The organism is Pantoea sp. X-Soil-MYKO-1289 (assembly GCF_059730625.1).
Window position 1 is genome coordinate 577,706 of the sequence record NZ_AP036004.1, and the last position, 21,010, is coordinate 598,715.

Sequence of the window (21,010 nt, forward strand, 5' to 3'; positions counted from 1 at the left end):
ATGGCGGCGCTGCTCTATCTGCACGGTTTCAACAGCTCGCCGCGCTCCGCCAAGGCGACGCAGCTGCAGCAGTGGATGGCGGCGACGCATCCGCATATCGAGGTGATCGTGCCGCAGCTGCCCGCTTTTCCCGCCGACGCCGCCGCGCTGCTGGAAGAGAAAGTGATGGCCCTGAGCGGCCAGCCGCTCGGCTTAATCGGCTCTTCGCTGGGCGGCTATCTCGCCACCTGGCTCTCCCAGTGTTTTATGCTGCCCGCCGTGGTGGTCAATCCGGCGGTGCGTCCTTTCGAGCTGCTGGCGGATTACCTTGGGGTGAACCAGAATCCCTACACGGGCCAGCAATATGTGTTAGAGTCTCGCCACATTTACGATCTGAAAGTCATGCAGATTGACCCGCTGGAAGCGCCCGATTTGATCTGGCTACTGCAACAAACCGGCGACGAAGTGCTCGACTACCGCCAGGCGCTCGACTACTACAGCGCGTGCCGACAAACGGTAGAGCAGGGCGGCAATCATGCGTTTATCGGATTCGAGCGCTTTTTCCCGCAGATTCTGGACTTTCTGGGTCTGAATCACGAATAACTCGCGGAAATTGCACATAATTTCACGCTTCTGATTAGAAACTTATCATGAGTCAATCAAGCTATAACGCGGATGCTATTGAGGTTCTGACCGGCCTTGAGCCGGTTCGCCGTCGTCCCGGCATGTACACCGATACGACGCGTCCTAACCATCTGGGCCAGGAAGTCATTGATAACAGCGTCGATGAGGCGCTGGCGGGCCATGCCAAACGAGTCGAAGTGATTCTGCACGCCGATCAGTCGCTGGAGGTCATCGACGACGGGCGCGGCATGCCGGTCGATATTCACCCGGAAGAGGGCGTGCCTGCGGTCGAGCTTATCCTCTGTCGTCTGCATGCGGGCGGCAAGTTCTCCAGCAAAAACTATCAGTTCTCAGGCGGCCTGCACGGCGTCGGTATCTCCGTGGTCAACGCCCTGTCGAAGCGCGTCGAGGTCACGGTGCGCCGCAACGGCGAGGTCTACGACATCGCGTTCGAGAACGGCGAGAAGGTGCAGGAGCTGACCAAAACCGGCACGGTGGCGAAGCGCAACACCGGCACCAGCGTGCACTTCTGGCCTGACGAAAGCTTCTTCGACAGCCCGCGCTTCTCGGTTTCTCGCCTGACCCATCTGCTGAAGGCCAAAGCGGTGCTCTGTCCTGGCGTGGAGATCGTCTTTAAAGACAAGGTCAACAATACCGAACAGCGCTGGTGCTACGAAGATGGCCTGACCGACTACCTGTGCGAAGCGGTCAACGGCCTGCCGACGCTGCCTGAAAAACCGTTCGTCGGCAGCTTCTCCGGCGAGACGGAGGCGGTGGACTGGGCACTGCTGTGGCTGCCGGAAGGCGGCGAGCTGCTGACCGAAAGCTACGTCAACCTGATCCCGACCATGCAGGGCGGCACGCACGTCAACGGCCTGCGTCAGGGGCTGCTCGACGCGATGCGCGAGTTCTGCGAATACCGCAATATCCTGCCGCGCGGCGTGAAGCTGTCGGCGGAAGATATCTGGGATCGCTGCGCTTACGTACTGTCGGTGAAGATGCAGGATCCGCAGTTCGCCGGGCAGACCAAAGAGCGTCTGTCGTCGCGCCAGTGCGCCGCTTTCGTCTCGGCGGTGGTGAAAGACGCCTTCAGCCTGTGGCTCAATCAGAATGTGCAGGCGGCGGAGCAGCTGGCCGAGCTGGCGATCTCCAGCGCGCAGCGCCGTATGCGCGCGGCGAAAAAAGTGGTGCGCAAAAAGCTCACCAGCGGACCGGCGCTGCCGGGCAAGCTGGCGGACTGCACCGCGCAGGATCTCAATAAAACCGAGCTTTTCCTCGTGGAAGGGGATTCCGCAGGCGGATCCGCCAAGCAGGCGCGCGATCGCGAATATCAGGCGATCATGCCGCTCAAAGGCAAGATCCTCAACACCTGGGAAGTCTCTTCCGACGAAGTGCTGGCGTCGCAGGAGGTGCATGACATCTCCGTGGCGATCGGCATCGATCCCGACAGCGAAGATCTCAGCCAGCTGCGCTACGGCAAGATCTGCATCCTCGCCGATGCGGACTCGGACGGCCTGCATATCGCCACGCTGCTGTGCGCGCTGTTTGTGAAGCACTTCCGCTCGCTGGTAAAAGGCGGCCACGTCTACGTCGCGATGCCGCCGCTCTACCGTATCGATCTCGGCAAAGAGGTCTATTACGCCCTCGACGAAGATGAAAAAGAGGGCGTGCTGGAGCAGCTTAAGCGCAAAAAAGGCAAGCCCAACGTGCAGCGCTTTAAAGGGCTGGGCGAGATGAACCCGCTGCAGCTGCGCGAAACCACCCTCGACCCTAATACGCGCCGCCTGGTGCAGCTTACGGTGGACGAGAGCGACATCGAACAGACGCTGCGCGTGATGGATATGCTGCTGGCCAAAAAGCGTTCGGAAGATCGTCGCAACTGGCTGCAGGAAAAAGGCGATATGGCCGATATCGAAGTGTAATCATCGCGCTGCGGCATGGCGCGCGATTCGGGGCTGCGGCCTGAATCACGCGTCCGCCGCGCACCCGGAGTAGACGATGAAAGTCACGCTGGAAGAGCTGCGCGTGCTGGTGGCGGTGGCGGACTGCGGTTCCATCACCTCGGCGGCGGAGCTGCTCGACCAAACCAGTTCAGGCGTGAGCCGCGCCCTGAGCCGCCTCGAGGCCAAACTCAACAGCACCTTGCTGCACCGCACCACGCGGCGGCTGGCCCTGACCGAAGAGGGCCAGCTTTTCCTGACCCACGCGCGCCAGATTTTGCTCTCCGTCGAACAGGCGGAAGAGCAGATCGCCCGACGCCGGGAGACGCCCTCTGGCCGCCTGCGCATCAACGCCGCCGCGCCTTTTATGCAGCACGTCATCGTGCCGCTGATCGGCGCGTTCCGGCAGCGCTACCCGCTGATCCAGCTGGAGCTTAATACCGACGATATCGTCATCGATCTGCTGGAGCAGCAGACCGATATCGCTATTCGCATCGGCGAGCTGCGGGATTCCACCATGCGCGCCCGCATGCTCGGCAGCAGCCGGGTTCGGCTGCTGGCCAGCCCCGCCTACCTGCAGCAATATGGCGAACCGCAGAGCGTCGAGGCGCTGGCGCAGCATCAGCTGATCGGCTTCAGCCAGCTGGAGATGCATAACGTCTGGCCCGTCTGGCAGCGTGAAGGCGAGCTGCTGCGCATTCAGCCGACTATTGCCGCCTCCAGCGGCGAAATCATTCGCCAGCTCGCGCTGGCGGGCCAGGGCATTGCGCGCATATCCGACTTCGTCAGCCATCAGGATCTCGCCGCCGGCCGGCTACAAGAGGTGCTGGTGCAGCAGACGCACGACGTCAGGCTGCCCGTGCATGCCGTTTACTACCGCAACGCGGAGCTGGCGTCGCGCATTACCTGCTTTCTCGATTTCCTGCATCAGGAGATCGCCTCGCAGGCGCTGTTCTGACAAAAAAAAGCCGCGCGTCCTGAGGCGCGCGGCGCGTGACAGCCTGCGACGTCAGGCGGTCGGTTCCAGCACCAGAATCTTCACGTCCAGCACGTCGTCTTTAATCTTCTCGCGATGCGCTTCCATATGCGGCATCTGCTGATGCTGCTCCAGGTGACGCAGCGACGCCCACTGCTCCAGCATAAAAATGGAGTCGGGCGAATTCTGCTTCCACGGCACCTGCGCCTGATGATCGACCAGCGCGTCGTACTGGTGGCAGCCCTCTTCGGCCAGCACCGACGGGATAAGCGACTTGATCGCCTCCAGCACTTTATTGCGATGTCCTGGTTTAATACAAATTTCAGCCACTACCGTTAGCATCTACGTCTCCTTGTTTGCGGGTCCGCTTTCAGTTAAGCAAAGATCTCGCTGAGATGTGTCCGATAACGTGCGATATCGCGCGGCACGTCCGGCATCTTGATGACGTCGTTGCAGATAAAGGTCGGCAGCGCTTCCATTCCCAGGAACTGGTTGGCTTTATGGAAGTGCAGATAGAGACCGTCGACGCCGACGCCTTCAAAGAACTGATCGGGATCGGTAAAGGCGTCCAGCGGCGCGTTCCAGGTCAGCGACAGCATATATTTTTTGCCCTGCAGCAGGCCGCCCGAGCCATACTTTTTGCTGGCGTCGGCGCGCGAGCGGCCGTCGCTGGCGTAGAGCGAGCCGTGGCCTTCGGTAAAGACTTCGTCGATATAGCGCTTCACCGTCCAGGGCTCGCCCATCCACCAGCCGGGCATCTGGTAAATCACCACGTCGCTGTCGAGATACTTCTGCACTTCGTCCGCGATAACATAGTCGCTGTCGGCCAGGGTGACATTAACCTGGTGGCCTAAATCGCGCAGCTGGCTGGCCGCCACCTCGGTCAGGGTATGGTTCAGCTCGCCTTTGGAGTGGGCGAAGGTTTTACCGCCGTCGATAATCAGAATGTTCATTCGCTAATCTCATGTGTGTTGCAATAGAGGGCTACTCTACGCCCTTAGCCGCGGCGGAAAAATGGGATTCAGATCACAAGACTTTTGCGCTGGAAGCAATAATCCAGCGGCTTATGACACACTCCGACAACACTCATCACGGTAAACAGAAGAACAATAATGCGCATATACCTTATTAGCGCGCTGCTGCTGGCCAGCGGCGTCGCGCAGGCGGACTCCCGTCTGGATCAGATCCTCGCCAGTAAAACCCTGAAGGTCTGCACCACCGGCGACTACAAGCCCTACACCTATCTGCGCCCGGACGGCCAGTACGAGGGGCTGGATATCAGCATGGCGCAGTCGCTGGCCGCCACTCTGGATGCGAAGATCAGCTGGGTGCCGACCAGCTGGAAAACCCTGTCGCAGGATTTTAAAGAGAAGCAGTGCGATATCGCGCTGGGCGGCGTTTCGGTAACGCTGAAGCGCCAGCAGATCGCCTGGTTCGCTCAGCCGCTCGGCGTCGACGGCAAGATCCCGCTGGTGCGCTGCGCCGACAAGGCGAAATACAGCACGGTCGAGCAGCTTAACGCGCCGGCAGTGCGGGTGATCGAACCGGCGGGCGGCACCAACGAAGCCTTTGTCCACAGCCATCTGCCGCAGGCGACCCTGACCCTGTTCCACGATAACGTCACGATTTTTCAGCAGCTGGTGGACGGAAAGGCCGACGTGATGATCACCGACGCCTCCGAAGCGCTCTATCAGCAGCAGCGCTACCCCCAGCTCTGCGCCATTAATCCGCAGGCGCCGCTGCAGTACGGCGAAAAAGCCTACATGATCCCGCGCGACGATATGAGCTGGAAAGCCTATATCGATCAGTGGCTGCACCTCGCCACCGCCACCGGCGAATATGCGCGTATCGCGGCGCAGTGGATGGGCGCGGCGCGCTGATCGTCGCGGCCGGCAATCCTGGGCCGCACTGCGCTTCCCCTGTGACTAATTCTGGCGATTGAGGTACTATCCTCGCCAAATAACCGCCGGGTGTTTCGCCATTGCGGGACACGAAGTGAGGATAAAAATTCAATGAGTGAATTGACGCAGGATGGTGCAGAGCGTCTTGCCCTGCACACATTTACCGAAAACGCGTACCTGAACTACTCGATGTACGTCATCATGGACCGCGCCTTGCCCTATATCGGCGACGGTCTGAAGCCGGTACAGCGCCGTATCGTGTACGCCATGTCGGAGCTGGGCCTGAGCGCCAGCGCCAAATTCAAGAAATCCGCGCGTACCGTGGGCGACGTGCTGGGTAAATACCATCCGCACGGCGACAGCGCCTGCTACGAAGCGATGGTGCTGATGGCGCAGCCGTTCTCCTATCGCTATCCGCTGGTCGATGGCCAGGGCAACTGGGGCGCGCCTGACGATCCGAAATCCTTCGCGGCGATGCGCTACACCGAATCCCGCCTCTCCAAATATGCGGAAGTGCTGCTCGGCGAGCTGGGCCAGGGCACGGTGGACTTCGTGCCGAACTTCGACGGCACGATGCAGGAGCCGAAAATGCTGCCCGCGCGGCTGCCGAACATTCTGCTGAACGGCACCACCGGCATCGCCGTCGGCATGGCGACCGACATTCCGCCGCACAACCTGCGCGAAGTGGCGCAGGCGGCGATCGCCCTGATTGATAAGCCGAACACCAGCCTCGACGCGCTGCTGGATATCGTACAGGGCCCCGATTATCCCACCGAGGCGGAGATCATCACGCCGCGCGACGAGATCCGTAAAATTTACCAGACCGGCCGCGGCTCTGTTCGCCAGCGCGCGGTGTGGAAAAAAGAGGATGGCGAGGTGGTGATCACCGCGCTGCCGCACCAGGTTTCCGGCGCGCGCGTGCTGGAGCAGATCGCCGCGCAGATGCGCAATAAAAAACTGCCGATGGTGGAAGATCTGCGCGACGAGTCGGATCATGAAAACCCGACGCGTCTGGTGATCGTGCCGCGTTCGAACCGCGTGGATCTCGATCAGGTGATGCATCACCTGTTCGCCACCACCGATCTCGAAAAGAGCTACCGCGTTAACCTTAATATGATCGGCCTCGACAACCGCCCGTCGGTGAAAAACCTGCTGGAGATCCTGTCGGAATGGCTGGTGTTCCGCCGCGACACCGTTAAGCGTCGTCTTAACCATCGCCTTGAGCGCGTGCTGCGTCGTCTGCACATCCTTGAGGGCCTGCTGGTCGCCTTCCTCAATATCGACGAGGTGATCCATATCATCCGCAGCGAGGATGAGCCCAAGCCGGTGCTGATGTCGCGCTTCGGCATCAGCGAAACCCAGGCGGAAGCGATCCTCGAGCTGAAGCTGCGCCACCTGGCGAAGCTGGAAGAGATGAAGATCCGCGGCGAGCAGAGCGAGCTGGAAAAAGAGCGCGATCAGATTCAGGCGATCCTCGCCTCTGAGCGCAAGATGAATACCCTGCTGAAGAAAGAGCTGCAGGCGGACGCCGCTGCCTACGGCGACGATCGCCGTTCGCCGCTTCACGAGCGCGAAGAGGCCAAAGCGCTGAGCGAAAACGAACTGGTGCCGTCCGAGCCGGTCACTATCGTCCTGTCGCAGATGGGCTGGGTGCGCAGCGCCAAAGGCCACGATATCGATCCGTCAGGGCTAAGCTACAAAGCGGGCGACAGCTATCTGGCGGCGGCGCGCGGCAAGAGCAACCAGCCGGTCGCCTTTATCGACTCCACCGGACGCAGCTATACGCTCGATCCCACCTCGCTGCCGTCGGCGCGCGGACAGGGCGAGCCGCTGACCGGCAAGCTGACGCCGCCGCCGGGCGCGGTGGTCGAGCAGGTGCTGATGGAGGCGGACGAGCAGAAGCTGCTGATGGCCTCCGACGCCGGCTACGGCTTTATCTGCACCTTCGCCGATCTGGTGTCGCGCAACCGCGCCGGCAAAGCGCTGCTGACGCTGCCGGAGAACGCGCGCGTCATGACGCCGATGGCGGTGCATCATGAAGATGACATGCTGCTGGCGATTACGCAGGCGGGACGAATGCTGATGTTCCCGGTCGGCGAGCTGCCGCAGATGTCGAAAGGCAAAGGCAACAAAATTATCTCTATCCCGGCGGCAGAGGCCGCGGCGGGCAACGATAAGCTGGCGTGGCTGCTGATCCTGCCGCCAGGCAGCGCGGTCACGCTCTACGTCGGCAAGCGCAAGCTGGTGCTGCGCAGCGAAGAGCTGCAGAAGTTCCGCGCCGATCGCGGACGTCGCGGCACGCTGCTGCCGCGCGGCCTGCAGCGTATCGATAAGGTAGAGCTGGATGCCCCAGCGCGTGCCGTCAGCGAAGACGGCGAAGCCTGAGCAACGCGGCGGAGCCTTCTCTCCGCCGCGCCATAATGAGGGATATATGTTACTAGTACTGCGCACCATCTTTGTGGTGATTTACTCGATTCTGGTCTGTGTTTTCGGCTGCATCTGGTGTCTGTTTTCGCCGCGCAATCCGCGCCACGTCGCCACCTTCGGCCATCTCTTCGGCCGTCTTTCCGGCGTGTTCGGCATAAAGGTCGAGCTGCGTAAACCGCCTGAGGCGGCCCACTACGGCAACGCTATCTATATCGCCAACCACCAGAACAACTACGACATGATCACGGCGGCGAAGATTGTTCAGCCGACGACCGTCACGGTGGGCAAAAAGAGCCTGCTGTGGGTGCCGTTCTTCGGTCTGCTCTACTGGCTGACCGGCAACCTGCTGATCGACCGCGACAACCGCTCAAAGGCGCACAGCACCATCAGCCAGCTGGTCGATCAGTTTAAAAAGAAGCGCATCTCGTTCTGGATGTTCCCGGAAGGCACGCGCAGCCGCGGCCGCGGTCTGCTACCTTTTAAAACCGGCGCGTTCCATGCGGCCGTCGCGGCAGGCGTGCCCATTATTCCTATCGTGGTCTCCAACACGCACGGCAAGATCAACCTCAACCGCCTGAAAAACGGCCTGGTGATCGTCGAGATGCTGCCGCCGGTCGACACCAGCGGCTACACTACGCAGTCGGTGCGCAAGCTCGCTACCCATTGTCGTGAGCTGATGATGGAGAAACTGGAAGCGCTCAACGCCGAAGTCGAAGCGCGCGAAAAAAGCGGTAAACTCTGACCGGCCAGCTTCTCGCCGGCACCCGCACGGATGCACGCGGCGCGCTCTGCCCGCCGCGACGCAACACAGCAATAAAGCAAAAATAACAATGGCTGGCGCGCAAGCGCCACGCGTAAAGGGTTTGACGTTCTATGTCTTTCAGCAGACGACAGTTTATCCAGCTTTCTGCTGGCGCTGCGCTTAGCGCAGGTCTCTTACCTTCCGCGGCGCGCGCCGCCTCCGCGCCCGGCGGCGATACGCCGCTGCCGGTGCCGCCGCTTATCGAATCGCGTCGCGGTCAGCCACTCTTTCTGACGCTGATGCGCAGCCACTGGTCCTTTCTCGGCGACAATAACAAAGTGCCGGTATGGGGCGTAAACGGGCTCTATCTCGGTCCGACGGTGCGTGTCTACAGCGGCGACGACGTTAAGCTCATCTACAGCAACCGCCTTAACGAGCCGGTGGCGATGACCGTCAGCGGCCTGCAGGTGCCGGGCGCGCTGATGGGCGGCGCGCCGCGCATGATGTCCGCCGGCGCTGACTGGGCGCCCGTGCTGCCGATCCGCCAGAACGCCGCGACCTGCTGGTACCACGCCAGCACGCCGAACCACATGGCGCCGCATATCTACAACGGGCTGGCGGGCATGTGGCTTATCGAGGATGAGGTGAGCAAACAGCTGCCGCTGCCGCGCCACTACGGCGTCGACGACTTCCCGCTGATCATTCAGGACAAGCGCCTCGATAACTTCGGCACGCCCGCCTACGATCCGCCGCGCGACGGCGGCTTTCTCGGCGACGTGCTGCTGGTCAACGGCGTGCAGAATCCCTTTGTCGAAGTGTCGCGCGGCTGGGTGCGCCTGCGCCTGCTCAACGCCTCGAACGCGCGCCGCTACCAGCTGTCGCTGAGCGATAACCGTCCCTTTACCGTTATCGCCAGCGATCAGGGCTTTCTGCCTGCGCCGGTGGCGGTGCAGCAGCTCTCGCTGGCGCCGGGCGAGCGCCGCGAAGTGCTGATCGATATGTCGCAGGGCGACGAGGTGTCGATTACCGCCGGCACGGCGGCGGGCATTATGGACCGCCTGCGCGGCCTGTTCGAACCCTCATCGATCCTCACCAACACGCTGGTGCTGACGCTGCGTCCGACCGGTCTGCTGCCGCTGGTGACCGATAATTTGCCGATGCGCCTGCTGGCGGATCAGATCCTCGACGGCATGGCGACGCGCACGCGCGAATTCCGCATCGGCGAGGATATGCCGGGCATCAACGGCGCGCAGTGGGATCTGAACCGCATCGATACCACCGTGCAGCAGGGCACCTTCGAGCGCTGGATCCTGCGCGCCGATCGGCCGCAGGCGATGCATATTCAGGGAGCGATGTTCCTGATCAAGAGCGTCAACGGCGCGCAGCCGATGGGCGAAGATCGCGGCTGGAAAGATACCGTCTGGGTGGATGGCGAGGTCGAGCTGCTGGTGAGCTTTCCGCAAAGCTCGTCCGATCATTTCCCCTTTGTCTACTACAGCCAGACGCTGGAGCTGGCCGATCTCGGCACGGCGGGGCAGCTGCTGGTGCAGCCGACGACGTAAGGGGTCCGGCGAAAAGGGCGCGCTGCCCGCAAGGAGAGCGCGCTTAGCCAGAATTAATTGAAGGTTTCCGGGTCCGGCCCCAGACGGTTGCCGCGATCCAGCTTCGCGATTTCGCTCAGCTCGGTCTTCTCCAGGCGGAAATCGAACACCGCGAAGTTCTCCGCGATACGCTCAGGGGTCACCGATTTCGGGATCACCACCAGCCCGCTGTCGAGATGCCAGCGAATCACGATCTGCGCCGGGGTTTTGCCGTACTTCTTCGCCAGTTGGCGAATAATCTCCTGATCGAACACCCCTTCGCCGCCCTGCGCCAGCGGGCTCCAGGATTCGGTCTGGATCTGATGCATGGCATTCCACGCGTGCAGCGTGCGCTGCTGCAGCATCGGATGCAGCTCGATCTGATTGACCACAGGCGAGACGCCGGTTTCATCCAGCAGGCGCTTCAGGTGCGCTTCGTGGAAGTTACAGACGCCGATGCTTTTGGTCAGCCCCTGCTGCTGCAGCTTGATCATCTCTTTCCACGCGTCGACGTAATGATCTTTCTCCGGGCACGGCCAGTGCATCAGGTAGAGATCGACCTGCTCCAGCTGCAGTTTCTTCAGGCTGGTTTCCATCGCCTGCTGCACATTCTGCTGATCCTCGTTCCACAGCTTGGTGGTGACGAAAATCTCTTCGCGCGGCACGTCGGTATCCTGTAACGCCTGGCCGATCGCCTCTTCGTTTTTATAGGCGGCGGCGGTGTCGATCGAGCGATAGCCGACCTCCAGCGCCTTAAGCACGGCGCGATGGGCATCTTCGTTGCTCGCCTGCCATACGCCAAGCCCCAGCTGCGGCATCATATTGCCGTCGTGCAGTTTGATAATCGGTTGATCTGCCATAGGTGCTCCTTTCTGTTGCAGTGAACCTGTGAGGCTTAAGTCTAGTCAACAAACCTGCCACCGTTTCATTGTGGGCGGCAATTCCGTTTCCCGCCCTGCCTGATCCTGCGGAAGTCTTGCCTGTTTCTCCATTTCAGTGGCGAATTTCGCAGCAGCCTGGCAGACTGGTTTCTTTACCCTGCGAGAGATATGCATGGCGCACGAAGCTTTGTGTCAGCACCTGGCGAACCAGGTCGTGACCTTAATGACCCATGGACGCAACCGCCTTTGTCCGGTGGAGAACGTCAACCTGATCTACCTTAATCAATATCAGCCGCGTACGCCGATGATGTACCTGCCCGGTATCGTGATTCTGTTTCAGGGCAGCAAAACCGGCTATCTCGGCAGCACCGTTTTTACCTATGACGCCACGAAATATCTGATGCTCACCGTGCCGCTGCCGGTCGAGTGCGAAACCTGGGCGTCGCCGGAAGAGCCGGTCGCCGGCATGTTTCTGACGGTCGACACCGCCAGCCTGCAGGATCTGCTGATCGAAATCGGCGACGACGAAGATTTCCAGCCGCAGCCGCAGACTTCCGGCATTCACTCCGCCTGGCTGACCGAGCCGATGCTGTGCGCGGCGGAGCGCCTGCTGGACGTAATGGAGCATCCGCGCGACGCGCGCGTGCTTGGGCCGCAGATCGTGCGGGAGATTATCTACTACGTGCTGACCGGGCCGACGGGCGGCGCGCTGCTGTCGCTGGTGAGCCGCCAGACCCAGTTCAGCCAGATCGCCCGCGCGCTGCGCCGCATTGAAAATCACTATGCGGACAACCTCAGCGTTGACGCGCTGGCGGCGGAGGTGAACATGAGCGTCTCGGCGTTTCATCACAACTTCAAGGCGGTGACGCAAACCTCGCCGCTGCAGTACCTGAAGCGCTACCGTCTGCATCAGGCGCGGCTGCTGATGCTGCATGACGGGCTGAAGGCGAGCGCGGCGGCAGTGCGGGTGGGCTACGAAAGCCCATCGCAGTTTTCACGGGAGTTTAAGCGCTATTTCGGCGTGACGCCGGGAGAGGAGATTAGCCGCGTGCGTCAGACCGTGGCGGAACCGCAGGCCTGACGCCGCGCGATCAGGCTTGTTTCTGGCGACGTTTTTTCCAGATCACCACGATGCTGCCCGCGAGGCCGACAAACAGCAGCACCATCGGCAGCACCATCAGGATCGCCATCACCTGATCTTCATGGCGTTTGATAAAGGGCACCTGACTGATGCCGTAGCCAAACGCCACGACAATCGCCACCCACAGCAGCCCGCTCAGCCAGTTAAACAGCTGGAAACGGCCGTTCTGCAGGCCAGAAATGCCCGCCATGGTGGGCAGAATGGTGCGCACGAACGCCAGGAAGCGGCCAACCAGCAGCGCCATCAGGCCGTGACGGTTAAACAGCTGCCACGCGCGCTGATGATATTGCGCCGGGAGGTGCATCAGCCAGCTTTTCACCAGGCGCGTGTTGCCGAGCCAGCGTCCCTGAAGGTAGCTCAGCCAGCAGCCGAGGCTGGCGGCGGTGGTGAGGATCACCATAGTGGGGAAAAAATCCATCACCCCTTTGGCCACCATCGCGCCCGCCAGCAGCAGCAGGCTGTCGCCCGGCAAAAAAGAGGCGGGAAGCAGGCCGTTCTCCAGAAACAGCGTCAGAAACATCACGCCGTAAACTACCCAAACCACATTTGGATCGGCCAGCGCGGCGAAGTCCTGATGCCAGAGCGCATGAACAATCTCGTGTAAAACACTCATCTGCTATCCCATCGAGTTACAAGGAATCTATTTTAGCGGCAATCCGGCAGAGAGATTTGATCTGCGGCCGGTCGCCATGGCGTGGTTGAGGTTCTGTTTAAGTTACTACTGCGTCAGGCGTGCAAAGCCTGCCGTTAAATCGTCAATCAGGTCGTCGACATGCTCCAGGCCAATATGCAGGCGCACCAGCGTGCCGTCAAAGTCGACGCCGCCCGCCGGCCTGATCGCCGCCAGCTCTTCCGGCTGGTTCGCCAGAATCAGCGACTCGTAGCCGCCCCACGAGTAGGCCATGCTGAAATGGTGGAAGCGATCGAGGTAATGCGCCAGTTTTTCGCCGTCCAGTTTTTCATGCAGCACGAAAGAGAACAGGCCGCTGCTGCCGCTGAAGTCGCGTTTCCAGAAGGCGTGACCTTTGCTCTGCGCCAGCGCCGGATGGTTGACGCGCGCCACTTCCGGCCGCGTCGCCAGCCACTCCGCCACCTTTAACGCGCTCTCTTCATGCTGGCGCAGGCGCGTGGCAAGCGTGCGCAGGCCGCGGCTCGCCATATAGGCGCTGTCGGCGTCCACCGTCTGGCCCATCAGATAGGAGTTCTCACGCAGCTGCTCCCAGCAGCGCGCGTTGGCCACCGCGGTGCCGATCATCGCGTCGCTGTGGCCGATCAGGTACTTGGTGCCCGCCTGAATCGAGATATCGACGCCGTGCGCCAGCGCGTTGAAGAAAAAGCCCGCCGCCCAGGTGTTATCCATCATGATCACCGCGTCCGGCGCCTTTGCGCGCACCGCCGCGACGATCGCCGGGATGTCCTGCACCTCCATAGTGATAGAGGCGGGAGACTCGAGAAACACCACGCGGGTTTCCGGGCGCACCAGCGCGCCGATTTCGCTGCCGATGGTGTGGTCGTAAAAGGTGGTGGCGACGCCGAGCTTGCTGAGAATTTTGGTGCAGAAGTCCTGCGTCGGCTCATAGACCGCGCCGCACATCAGCACATGATCGCCCGCGTCAACGAACGAGAGAATGGCGTTGGCGACCGCTGCCGCGCCGCACGGATAGAGCACGCAGCCCGCGCCGCCCTCCAGCTCGGTCATCGCATCCTGCAGCGAGAAGTGGGTCAGGGTGCCGCGGCGGCCATAGAAGAGTTCACCGGCGGCGCGTCCCGCCGTGGCGCGCTTTTTATCGGCGACGCTATCGAACACCAGCGACGAGGCGCGCTGGATAACGCTGTTGACCGCGCCCTGGGTGTAACGTTTGCTGCGCCCGGCGCTGACTAAGGTGGTATCGATTTTTTTGGTCGTCATTCGTGTCTGCCCTGCGGCCTGCTACAAAGCCTTCACGTTACCACGAATTGCCGGTCAGGGTTGATCCCAAATCCTGATATTCAGAACCAGCCCGAGGGCGGACAGGCGGCGCGGCGCGCCGCCTTTTAACCGCTTACATCACCCCCATCAACCGCGGCAGCCAGAGCGAAATCGCCGGGACGTAAGTAATCAGCATCAGCACCAAAAACAGAATGCCGTAAAAAGGCAGCATCGCGCCGACCACCTGCTCGATTTTCTGTTTGCTCACCGCGCTGGCGACAAACAGCACCGTGCCGACCGGCGGGGTAATCAGCCCGATGCCGAGATTGGTCATCATGATCATGCCGAAGTGCACCGGATCGATGCCGAGCGTGGTCGCCACCGGCAGCAGCACCGGCGTGAGGATCAGGATAATCGGCGCCATATCCATCAGCGTGCCGATCACCAGCAGCAAGACGTTAATGCACATCAGGATGACGTACTTGTTGTCCGACAGGCTGGTAAAGGCGTCGGTGATAAGGGTCGGCAGCTGCATAAAGGTCATGACCGCGCCGAAGCCCGCCGCGAAGGCGATCAGCACCATCACGATAGTCACCGTTTTTATGGTGCGGAACAGCAGGATATGCAGCTGGCTCCACTTAAAGTCGCGGTAGATAAACATGGTAACGAAGAAGGCCCACAGGCAGGCGATCGCCGCCGACTCCGACGCGGTAAAGATGCCGGAGAGAATGCCGCCCAGAATGATCACGATGGTAAAGAGACCCCAGAAGGCGTCGAAAAAGATCTTTACCGCCTGGCGAAACGGAATGCGCTCGCCTTTGGGATAGCCGCGCTTGCGCGCGAAGGCGAGGCACATCACCATCAGGCAGAAACCCAGCAGCAGGCCGGGAAAGATACCGGCGACGAACAGCGAGGAGATGGTCACCACGCCGCCGGTCGCCAGCGAGTAGATCACCGAGTTATGGCTGGGCGGCGTCAGCACCGCCTGCACCGATCCGCTGGCGGTGACCGCCGCCGCGAAGTCGCGCGGATAGCCTTTCTGCTCCATCTGCGGGATCATCACCGAGCCAATCGAAGCGGTATCCGCCACCGACGAGCCGGAAATGGCGCCGAAAAAGGTCGAGGCGACAATATTCACCAGCGACAAACCGCCGCGAATAAAGCCGACAAAGATATAGGCGAAGTTCACCAGCCGCCGCGCGATGCCGCCTTCCGCCATAATCGCCCCCGCCAGGATAAAGAAGGGGATGGTAAGCAGCGAGAACTTATTGACGCCGTTCGTAATTTGAATAACCACCGCTTCCAGCGGCAGATCGATCCACCATGCGCCGATAAAGGCGCTGAGGCCCACGGCGAAGGCGACGGGAAACCCCAACAGCAGCAGCACAACCAGGCTGCCGATCAACATCAATGCGTCCATGGTCGCTCCTTAATGGGTGCCGCCTAAAACCACCACTGGCCGCTGGCTTTGATCGCCGTTCAGCAGCCGCTCGATAACAAACAACAGGGTAAACAGCGCGCCGATGGGGATCGGCAAATACATCTCGCCGTAGGTCACCGAGGGCAGCGAGGCGAGCGGCTGGATCCACATCGCTACGCACAGGCTGTAGCTCGCCTGAAAGATGATCAAACAGGTCACCACCATCAGCAGATCGCACAGGCGCAGCATCAGCCGCTGCGCGGCGGGCGACAGGCGATCGGTCACCATCGAGACGCAGATATGGGTGCCGGCGCGAAACCCGACCGGCGCGCCGATAAAGGTAAAAATAATCATGCAGACGATGGCGACCGGCTCGGGCCAGGCCAGCGCGCCGTTGAGCACATAGCGAGCGAAAATGCCGATGGGGATCACCGTCACCATAATCAACAGCGCGACGGCGGCGATGCCCATGCACAGCAGATAGAGCCCATCCATCAGACGAGAGTATCGGTTCATATGCGTTACCTGAATAACGCCGCGCGGAAGGCGCGGCGGCGGAAGGTTATTTAACGTCGGCGATTTGCGTCATCAGATCCTGATATTTGCCGCCAAACTGATCGCGCACCGGCTGCGTCGCTTTCATGAAATAGTCTCTGTCGGTCTCCTGAAAGGTCACGCCGCCCGCTTTCATCTTCTCGATCGACTGCTGGGTGTAGGTCGCCCACAGCTGGCGTTCTTCATCCTGCGCCTCTTTGCCGAGCTTTTTCAGCAGCGCCTGATCGTCCGGCGACAGACGCGCCCACGAGGTTTTTGAAAAGAGGATCATCTCCGGCTGGATAAAGTGGCCGGTCAGGGTGTAGTACTTCGCGACCGGCAGATAGTTGTGGGCGACGAAGGTCGGCGGGTTGTTTTCCGTGCCGTCCACCACGCCGGTCTGCATGGCGCTGAAGACTTCGCTGACGCCCATCGCCACCGGGTTTGCGCCCATCGCTTTCAGCGTCGCCAGCGAGATGGCGCTGTTCTGCACGCGGATTTTCATCCCTTTAAGATCGTCCGGCTTGCTGAGCGGCTTTTTGGTGATCATGTTGCGTTCGCCCGCGTCGGTCCAGCCGAGAAAGACCATGCGCGCGTTGGCGTCGGCGTCGAATTTGTCGACAATTTGCTTGCCGACCTCACCGTCCAGCACCTTGTGCATATGATCGACATCGCGAAAGATATAGGGCAGCGTCAGCACGCTGGTTTCCGGCGCGATGGTGGTGACCGGCGCCAGCGAAACGCGGATCATGTCGATGGCGCCGAGCTGCACCTGCTGCAGCGTCTGATCTTCGTCGCCCAGCACGCCGCCTGCGTAGACTTTCATCTCCAGCCGCCCGTTAGTGGCCTGCTTCAGCTTGTCGCCCATATGCTGCAGCGCCACGACGGTGGGGTAGCCAGCGGGCTGGACCTCCGCCACCTTTAATACCTTCGCCGACGCCGGAGCCGCGCTCAGGCCAAGCGCAGCAGAGACGGAAACGGCAAGCATCCATTTATTCACTCTCATTATTTTATTCTCCAGGCAGGTAGAGGAGGGCACAGGTCATAGGCGGCAGAGGAAGTGGCCCGCGTGCTGCCAGAATAAGCAAATCGTGCTGGCTGAAAATGCGGCAATGCTGATTGAATGAACAAGCTCACATTTTGAAACGATGTTTTAATAAATTTATACGGGAAATCACATTTCTGAAATAGTGCTCAAAAGTGTCATAAAAGGTCGGCAACAGGCCAGTGGGAGCGGCGTACTGTTTGTAAATAGTAATGAGAACTACTATCAATTCGCCGGTTTTTTGCTATTATTCGCGCTTATCCATTATTCCTGCATATGAAGTTGGAGACGCAGCGTGGTAGCCAGTGACTTGATGCAAACGGATCTCTCTGTTTGGGGCATGTATCAACATGCCGATATCGTGGTAAAAGTGGTAATGATCGGCCTGCTGCTGGCGTCGGTCGTGACCTGGGCGATTTTTTTCGGAAAGTTTGCCGAGCTTAGCGCGGCGAAACGTCGACTGAAAAGCGAGCAGCAGGCGCTGGGCGAAGCCCGCAGCCTGGGCGATGCCGCCCGCGCCGCCGCGCAGTTCAAGAGCCACAGCCACAGCGCGGCGTTGCTGAATGACGCGCAAAACGAGATTGCGCTTTCGGCGGGCGTCGACGATACCGACGGCATTAAAGAGCGCACCAGCTTTCGCCTTGAGCGCCGCGTCGCCGCCTTTAGCCGCCACGCCGGTCGCGGCAACGGCTTCCTCGCCACCATCGGCTCCGTCGCGCCGTTTATCGGCCTGTTCGGGACGGTCTGGGGCATCATGAATAGCTTTATCGGCATCGCGCAGACGCAGACCACTAATCTGGCGGTTGTCGCGCCCGGCATCGCCGAAGCGCTGCTGGCCACCGCTATCGGCCTGGTGGCGGCGATCCCCGCGGTGGTGATCTACAACGTTTTCGCGCGCATGATCGCGGGCTATAAAGCGTCGCTGGGCGACGTGGCCGCGCAGATCCTGCTACTGCAGAGCCGCGATATCGATCTGGGCAACATTCACGCGAAAAGCGCTGAAGCGCGCCCGACCGCTCAGAAATTACGCGTAGGTTAAGTTTATGGCGATGCGATTAAACGACGATCTGGAAACCGACGGCGAGATGCATGAAATCAACGTCACGCCGTTTATCGACGTTATGTTGGTTTTGCTGATCATCTTTATGGTGGCCGCGCCGCTAGCGACCGTGGATGTTCGCGTTAATCTGCCCGCCTCGACCAGCGCGCCGCAGCCGCGGCCGGAGAAGCCGGTTTATTTGTCGATTAAAGCGGATAAGCAGTTTTACATCGGCAATGAACAGGTGACGCCGGAGACGCTGGTGGCGGTGCTGAACAGCCAGACCGAAGGCAACAAAGAGACCACTATCTTCTTCCAGGCTGATAAGTCGGTTGATTATGAGACCCTGATGAGCGCGATGGATAAGCTGCGCGGCGCAGGTTATCTCAAGATCGGCCTGATGGGGATGGAAACCGCCGCGAAGTAAATTTGCGCGAGTGGAAAAGGGCAGCCTGAGGGCTGCCTTTTTTGTCTGTGGCGAAAGGCTGTCTATGGATTCTGAGCGGGCGCGGGTGAGCGGGCCCGATCGCAAAGTCGCTTTATGCATCTTTGCTCTTTCAGACCGTACTATACCCCTGCTTCGAATGATTTTTATACTGGGGGAAAGCCAACTTAAGTTGTCCATGCTCCACCAGTTGCTTTAGATGCTGCTGACGCAGCGCATTGGGGTTACGATTCAAAATCTCCCCTAACGCAGATACTGAAATAAAATGCCCCTCACACACTGCCAGGATAGCCGTATTCATCAATCCCTTGTTCTTTAATCGCATTTTTTGACGCGGACCTGCCGCTAGCGCGAATAGACCTTCCCGGAACGATTGAGTTAGGTTATCGATGGAGTCGATATAAGGTAAGTCGATGAAACGATTTAATATACGTCCATATTCATCCCTTACAATACCGTGATGCTCCTCTTCCAGATCGGATGCTGGGTTATCGGGCGTAATATTATTTTGTGTTAAACCTGCCTCACTATATGTGGAGCTTTGCCCGTTATATGTGGAGCTCTCGCGGTAATATGTGGAGCTGCTTAACACATTAACGACTCCCTGAGAAAAAACTTCGTCCGGTGTCATTACCGATACGCCGGGCAGCGTGTAATGTTTATTCTTTTGCTCTCCACCCGCCGCAAGAAATCCTTTACTCTCTAGCCGGGGCAACGTCAGAGTAACCTCTCGTGGATGTTTAGTCGTCAGTTGACAGGCGCGTTCATGATTCACCCAGCCTTCAATAGCTGCTGTTGCAATAATGACCTGTTCAAAGTCATCGAGCAGATCGAAACCGCTCACCAAATTGCTGGTGTAATGTATCAAGAATGTCCTGAGGAATAAGGCTGGCGGTTGAAAGCTCCAGTAAGGTCTGTGCCGGGACTGACTTTTCCCATAGCTTTGGTATTCTCCAGTTAGCCGACTTCCAGCCACTGAAAATTTTGGGCATGCCTGAACCGGCTCTCTCGCCCAGGCCAATGAGCAGAAACATTTGATGCAGAAGGCGATTGCGACAGTCGCTTGTGCCCCCTGCAACCACTTCTTCCAGGGGCAGGCGCATAAGACCAGGGTTACGAAAACCAAACATATCGGGTCGTTTAACAATCAGAACAGAAACCCGATCCGAATAATCAGCGTGTACGAGGGTATTAACTAGCGCTTCGCGTAATGCGATATGGACAGGCGTATCGCTTTTACGCTGACCTTCTTCAAGTGTAAAGGGGACTTTAAGATCGGCAACCAGTCGCTGATAAACTTTACGATAAAAATCAAAGAGATTACCTGACCAGGTGCCATCAGGAGTGATTCTGTCGATCCAGCGCAATTCCGTTTTGGCCTCTGGGCGTTCCTGATAGTCCACCATATAGTTTGGTAAGGCAGCGGTGATGGCTTCCCACTTGCCAAACATCAATATTCCTGCAAGTGTAATGCCCTGTTTTCCCGTTTCACGGTCTTTTCGCCAGCCACCAACCATCTTAAGTAACTCGAAAGGCTCGCAGGCAAGATAGGGGTGTTGTGGATTATTTGACGAAAGAAGGTTGCGGTAAATCTTCAGACTGTCGAGCTCAATATCTTCATCGAAACTATAATGTTCAGAGAGGACTTCATTGTCGCGGCTGTCATGAATCTGCTCTGCAAGCATGCGCTTAACCATTATATCATCACAGATATGATCTCCTTCATGCAGCCGCTGGTAGGTATTACCAAAAGGTGTTTTTTTTAGATGGACAGGTTTTTGTTTCCGCATAGCGGGCGAGATGTGTATAGCCAGCACATCCCTGCCGTGCAAGCTTATCAGCTGCACGTCTTTTTCGGATTGAATAACATTGGCACTGACGCGATCCCTGTCGTTCAGTTGATTAAATAAATCCGTTTTAATCTTTTGCGGGTCCGTTACGCCAACGAGCGTGAATTCGCCATTCTGTTCTTTAACACCCAGAATAACCAGCCACCTCTTCCATTAGCCATTGCAGAGTAAGTTGGCCAAAAATCTTTTGGTAACTCGCCTTTGCCATCTTTGCCACCCGCTAACTTAAATTCAACCTGCTCGGATTCAACAAGAGTCTGCAGGTCAATAATATCCTGTATTTGCAGAAACATACTTATCTCCCTGCCCAAAAAACAGACTAATTTACCATACTTTCATCACGCGCTCTTTATCGCCGCCTATACAAGGCAGCGAGACAGGTTCGAGATAAGAATTGTTACCCGTTTCAGGCTGTAAAAATCTCAGGTAAATGCAAAACTGATTTACCTCCAGCAACTCACCCGCTTGTAACATGGTGAGCCGTTTTAAGAACAGGTTGGCAGTGCAGCAACATTTAACGGTGAATCCTGCTGCATAGTTGTCGAGTTAATTGTTTGTTACCCTTGGTTTCATAATT

21 protein-coding genes are annotated in these 21,010 nt (G+C 59.1%); 10 read left to right on the forward strand and 11 right to left on the reverse strand.

The genetic code is table 11. The annotated features are described in order from the left end of the window. The 3 genes from yqiA (at position 1) to AC6I7Z_RS02885 (ending at position 3,501) form a co-directional block, all read left to right on the forward strand. A complete protein-coding gene (yqiA, locus tag AC6I7Z_RS02875; protein ID WP_497813069.1) occupies positions 1-582 on the forward strand; it encodes an esterase YqiA in 582 nt (193 codons plus the stop codon). 47 nt (positions 583-629) lie between these two features. Further along, positions 630-2,525, forward strand: a complete 1,896-nt coding sequence (gene parE / locus AC6I7Z_RS02880) for a DNA topoisomerase IV subunit B (protein WP_497813070.1) — start codon at positions 630-632, stop codon at positions 2,523-2,525. A gap of 76 nt (positions 2,526-2,601) precedes the next feature. After that, entirely contained in the window at positions 2,602-3,501 is a 900-nt protein-coding gene (locus tag AC6I7Z_RS02885; protein WP_497813071.1) for a LysR substrate-binding domain-containing protein, read from the forward strand. 51 nt (positions 3,502-3,552) lie between these two features. Here AC6I7Z_RS02885 and AC6I7Z_RS02890 read toward each other — a convergent pair whose 3' ends face one another. After that, the gene (locus AC6I7Z_RS02890; protein ID WP_434125198.1) at positions 3,553-3,861 is read right to left on the reverse strand and encodes a putative quinol monooxygenase; all 309 of its coding nucleotides are present in this window, start codon (positions 3,859-3,861) and stop codon (positions 3,553-3,555) included. A gap of 32 nt (positions 3,862-3,893) precedes the next feature. Further along, entirely contained in the window at positions 3,894-4,472 is a 579-nt protein-coding gene (locus AC6I7Z_RS02895; protein WP_048783580.1) for an NAD(P)H-dependent oxidoreductase, read from the reverse strand. A gap of 159 nt (positions 4,473-4,631) precedes the next feature. On the opposite strand from AC6I7Z_RS02895, the gene AC6I7Z_RS02900 reads away from it, so the two are divergent. From AC6I7Z_RS02900 to ftsP, 4 genes are all read left to right on the forward strand, one after another. Further along, positions 4,632-5,399: a transporter substrate-binding domain-containing protein gene (locus tag AC6I7Z_RS02900; RefSeq protein ID WP_497813072.1), complete on the forward strand. Its 768-nt coding sequence runs from the start codon at positions 4,632-4,634 to the stop codon at positions 5,397-5,399. A gap of 132 nt (positions 5,400-5,531) precedes the next feature. Continuing rightward, the gene (parC, locus tag AC6I7Z_RS02905) at positions 5,532-7,805 is read left to right on the forward strand and encodes a DNA topoisomerase IV subunit A (RefSeq protein WP_497813073.1); all 2,274 of its coding nucleotides are present in this window, start codon (positions 5,532-5,534) and stop codon (positions 7,803-7,805) included. 46 nt (positions 7,806-7,851) lie between these two features. After that, positions 7,852-8,589 (forward strand): 1-acylglycerol-3-phosphate O-acyltransferase, encoded by a 738-nt coding sequence (locus AC6I7Z_RS02910; protein WP_497813074.1) that lies wholly within the window; start codon positions 7,852-7,854, stop codon positions 8,587-8,589. Positions 8,590-8,720: 131 nt separating this feature from the next. Further along, entirely contained in the window at positions 8,721-10,151 is a 1,431-nt protein-coding gene (gene ftsP, locus AC6I7Z_RS02915; RefSeq protein WP_497813075.1) for a cell division protein FtsP, read from the forward strand. Positions 10,152-10,204: 53 nt separating this feature from the next. Here the strand turns inward: ftsP and dkgA are convergent, their stop codons facing one another. Further along, positions 10,205-11,029, reverse strand: coding sequence for a 2,5-didehydrogluconate reductase DkgA (gene dkgA / locus AC6I7Z_RS02920; protein WP_048783570.1), 825 nt, complete (start codon positions 11,027-11,029; stop codon positions 10,205-10,207). A 193-nt stretch (positions 11,030-11,222) separates the two neighbouring features. Between dkgA and AC6I7Z_RS02925 the strand changes: the two genes are divergently transcribed. Further along, positions 11,223-12,131, forward strand: a complete 909-nt coding sequence (locus AC6I7Z_RS02925) for an AraC family transcriptional regulator (protein ID WP_497813076.1) — start codon at positions 11,223-11,225, stop codon at positions 12,129-12,131. A 10-nt stretch (positions 12,132-12,141) separates the two neighbouring features. Here AC6I7Z_RS02925 and AC6I7Z_RS02930 read toward each other — a convergent pair whose 3' ends face one another. From AC6I7Z_RS02930 to AC6I7Z_RS02950, 5 genes are all read right to left on the reverse strand, one after another. Next, the gene (locus tag AC6I7Z_RS02930; protein ID WP_033752447.1) at positions 12,142-12,804 is read right to left on the reverse strand and encodes a DedA family protein; all 663 of its coding nucleotides are present in this window, start codon (positions 12,802-12,804) and stop codon (positions 12,142-12,144) included. 105 nt (positions 12,805-12,909) lie between these two features. Beyond that, complete coding sequence (metC, locus tag AC6I7Z_RS02935; RefSeq protein WP_497813077.1) at positions 12,910-14,100, reverse strand: cystathionine beta-lyase; 1,191 nt, start codon at positions 14,098-14,100, stop codon at positions 12,910-12,912. Between the two features lie 133 nt (positions 14,101-14,233). Next, the gene (locus AC6I7Z_RS02940) at positions 14,234-15,520 is read right to left on the reverse strand and encodes a TRAP transporter large permease (protein WP_497813078.1); all 1,287 of its coding nucleotides are present in this window, start codon (positions 15,518-15,520) and stop codon (positions 14,234-14,236) included. 9 nt (positions 15,521-15,529) lie between these two features. Then, positions 15,530-16,036, reverse strand: coding sequence for a TRAP transporter small permease (locus AC6I7Z_RS02945; RefSeq protein WP_497813079.1), 507 nt, complete (start codon positions 16,034-16,036; stop codon positions 15,530-15,532). Between the two features lie 46 nt (positions 16,037-16,082). Continuing rightward, the gene (locus AC6I7Z_RS02950; protein WP_497813080.1) at positions 16,083-17,060 is read right to left on the reverse strand and encodes a TRAP transporter substrate-binding protein; all 978 of its coding nucleotides are present in this window, start codon (positions 17,058-17,060) and stop codon (positions 16,083-16,085) included. Between the two features lie 352 nt (positions 17,061-17,412). On the opposite strand from AC6I7Z_RS02950, the gene exbB reads away from it, so the two are divergent. Both exbB and exbD read left to right on the forward strand, forming a co-directional pair. Continuing rightward, entirely contained in the window at positions 17,413-18,138 is a 726-nt protein-coding gene (gene exbB, locus AC6I7Z_RS02955; RefSeq protein WP_497815386.1) for a tol-pal system-associated acyl-CoA thioesterase, read from the forward strand. A 4-nt stretch (positions 18,139-18,142) separates the two neighbouring features. Further along, positions 18,143-18,565 (forward strand): TonB system transport protein ExbD, encoded by a 423-nt coding sequence (gene exbD / locus AC6I7Z_RS02960; RefSeq protein WP_033792211.1) that lies wholly within the window; start codon positions 18,143-18,145, stop codon positions 18,563-18,565. Between the two features lie 130 nt (positions 18,566-18,695). Here the strand turns inward: exbD and AC6I7Z_RS02965 are convergent, their stop codons facing one another. The 3 genes from AC6I7Z_RS02965 to AC6I7Z_RS02975 all read right to left on the reverse strand — a co-directional run bounded on the left by AC6I7Z_RS02965 (position 18,696) and on the right by AC6I7Z_RS02975 (position 20,726). Further along, positions 18,696-19,427: a hypothetical protein gene (locus tag AC6I7Z_RS02965; RefSeq protein ID WP_497813081.1), complete on the reverse strand. Its 732-nt coding sequence runs from the start codon at positions 19,425-19,427 to the stop codon at positions 18,696-18,698. Next, positions 19,402-20,430 (reverse strand): DUF8451 domain-containing protein, encoded by a 1,029-nt coding sequence (locus AC6I7Z_RS02970; RefSeq protein WP_497813082.1) that lies wholly within the window; start codon positions 20,428-20,430, stop codon positions 19,402-19,404. Before AC6I7Z_RS02970 ends, AC6I7Z_RS02965 begins: the two co-directional genes overlap by 26 nt. An 89-nt stretch (positions 20,431-20,519) precedes the next feature. Next, positions 20,520-20,726 carry an AlbA family DNA-binding domain-containing protein gene (locus AC6I7Z_RS02975; RefSeq protein WP_497813083.1) on the reverse strand — a complete coding sequence of 69 codons (207 nt, stop codon included), beginning with the start codon at positions 20,724-20,726 and terminating at the stop codon, positions 20,520-20,522. Positions 20,727-21,010: the final 284 nt, after the last annotated feature.

Excerpts from the sequence above, each read along its gene's own strand:
- AC6I7Z_RS02930 (WP_033752447.1), bottom strand. The coding sequence starts at position 12,804 with ATGAGTGTTTTACACGAGATTGTTCATGCGCTCTGGCATCAGGACTTC.
- parE (WP_497813070.1), top strand. The coding sequence starts at position 630 with ATGAGTCAATCAAGCTATAACGCGGATGCTATTGAGGTTCTGACCGGC.
- exbB (WP_497815386.1), top strand. The coding sequence starts at position 17,413 with ATGCAAACGGATCTCTCTGTTTGGGGCATGTATCAACATGCCGATATC.
- AC6I7Z_RS02940 (WP_497813078.1), bottom strand. The coding sequence starts at position 15,520 with ATGGACGCATTGATGTTGATCGGCAGCCTGGTTGTGCTGCTGCTGTTG.
- exbD (WP_033792211.1), top strand. The coding sequence starts at position 18,143 with ATGGCGATGCGATTAAACGACGATCTGGAAACCGACGGCGAGATGCAT.
- ftsP (WP_497813075.1), top strand. The coding sequence starts at position 8,721 with ATGTCTTTCAGCAGACGACAGTTTATCCAGCTTTCTGCTGGCGCTGCG.
- AC6I7Z_RS02975 (WP_497813083.1), bottom strand. The coding sequence starts at position 20,726 with ATGTTTCTGCAAATACAGGATATTATTGACCTGCAGACTCTTGTTGAA.
- dkgA (WP_048783570.1), bottom strand. The coding sequence starts at position 11,029 with ATGGCAGATCAACCGATTATCAAACTGCACGACGGCAATATGATGCCG.
- AC6I7Z_RS02925 (WP_497813076.1), top strand. The coding sequence starts at position 11,223 with ATGGCGCACGAAGCTTTGTGTCAGCACCTGGCGAACCAGGTCGTGACC.
- metC (WP_497813077.1), bottom strand. The coding sequence starts at position 14,100 with ATGACGACCAAAAAAATCGATACCACCTTAGTCAGCGCCGGGCGCAGC.
- AC6I7Z_RS02950 (WP_497813080.1), bottom strand. The coding sequence starts at position 17,060 with ATGAGAGTGAATAAATGGATGCTTGCCGTTTCCGTCTCTGCTGCGCTT.
- yqiA (WP_497813069.1), top strand. The coding sequence starts at position 1 with ATGGCGGCGCTGCTCTATCTGCACGGTTTCAACAGCTCGCCGCGCTCC.
- AC6I7Z_RS02945 (WP_497813079.1), bottom strand. The coding sequence starts at position 16,036 with ATGAACCGATACTCTCGTCTGATGGATGGGCTCTATCTGCTGTGCATG.
- AC6I7Z_RS02900 (WP_497813072.1), top strand. The coding sequence starts at position 4,632 with ATGCGCATATACCTTATTAGCGCGCTGCTGCTGGCCAGCGGCGTCGCG.
- parC (WP_497813073.1), top strand. The coding sequence starts at position 5,532 with ATGAGTGAATTGACGCAGGATGGTGCAGAGCGTCTTGCCCTGCACACA.
- AC6I7Z_RS02890 (WP_434125198.1), bottom strand. The coding sequence starts at position 3,861 with ATGCTAACGGTAGTGGCTGAAATTTGTATTAAACCAGGACATCGCAAT.
- AC6I7Z_RS02885 (WP_497813071.1), top strand. The coding sequence starts at position 2,602 with ATGAAAGTCACGCTGGAAGAGCTGCGCGTGCTGGTGGCGGTGGCGGAC.
- AC6I7Z_RS02910 (WP_497813074.1), top strand. The coding sequence starts at position 7,852 with ATGTTACTAGTACTGCGCACCATCTTTGTGGTGATTTACTCGATTCTG.
- AC6I7Z_RS02895 (WP_048783580.1), bottom strand. The coding sequence starts at position 4,472 with ATGAACATTCTGATTATCGACGGCGGTAAAACCTTCGCCCACTCCAAA.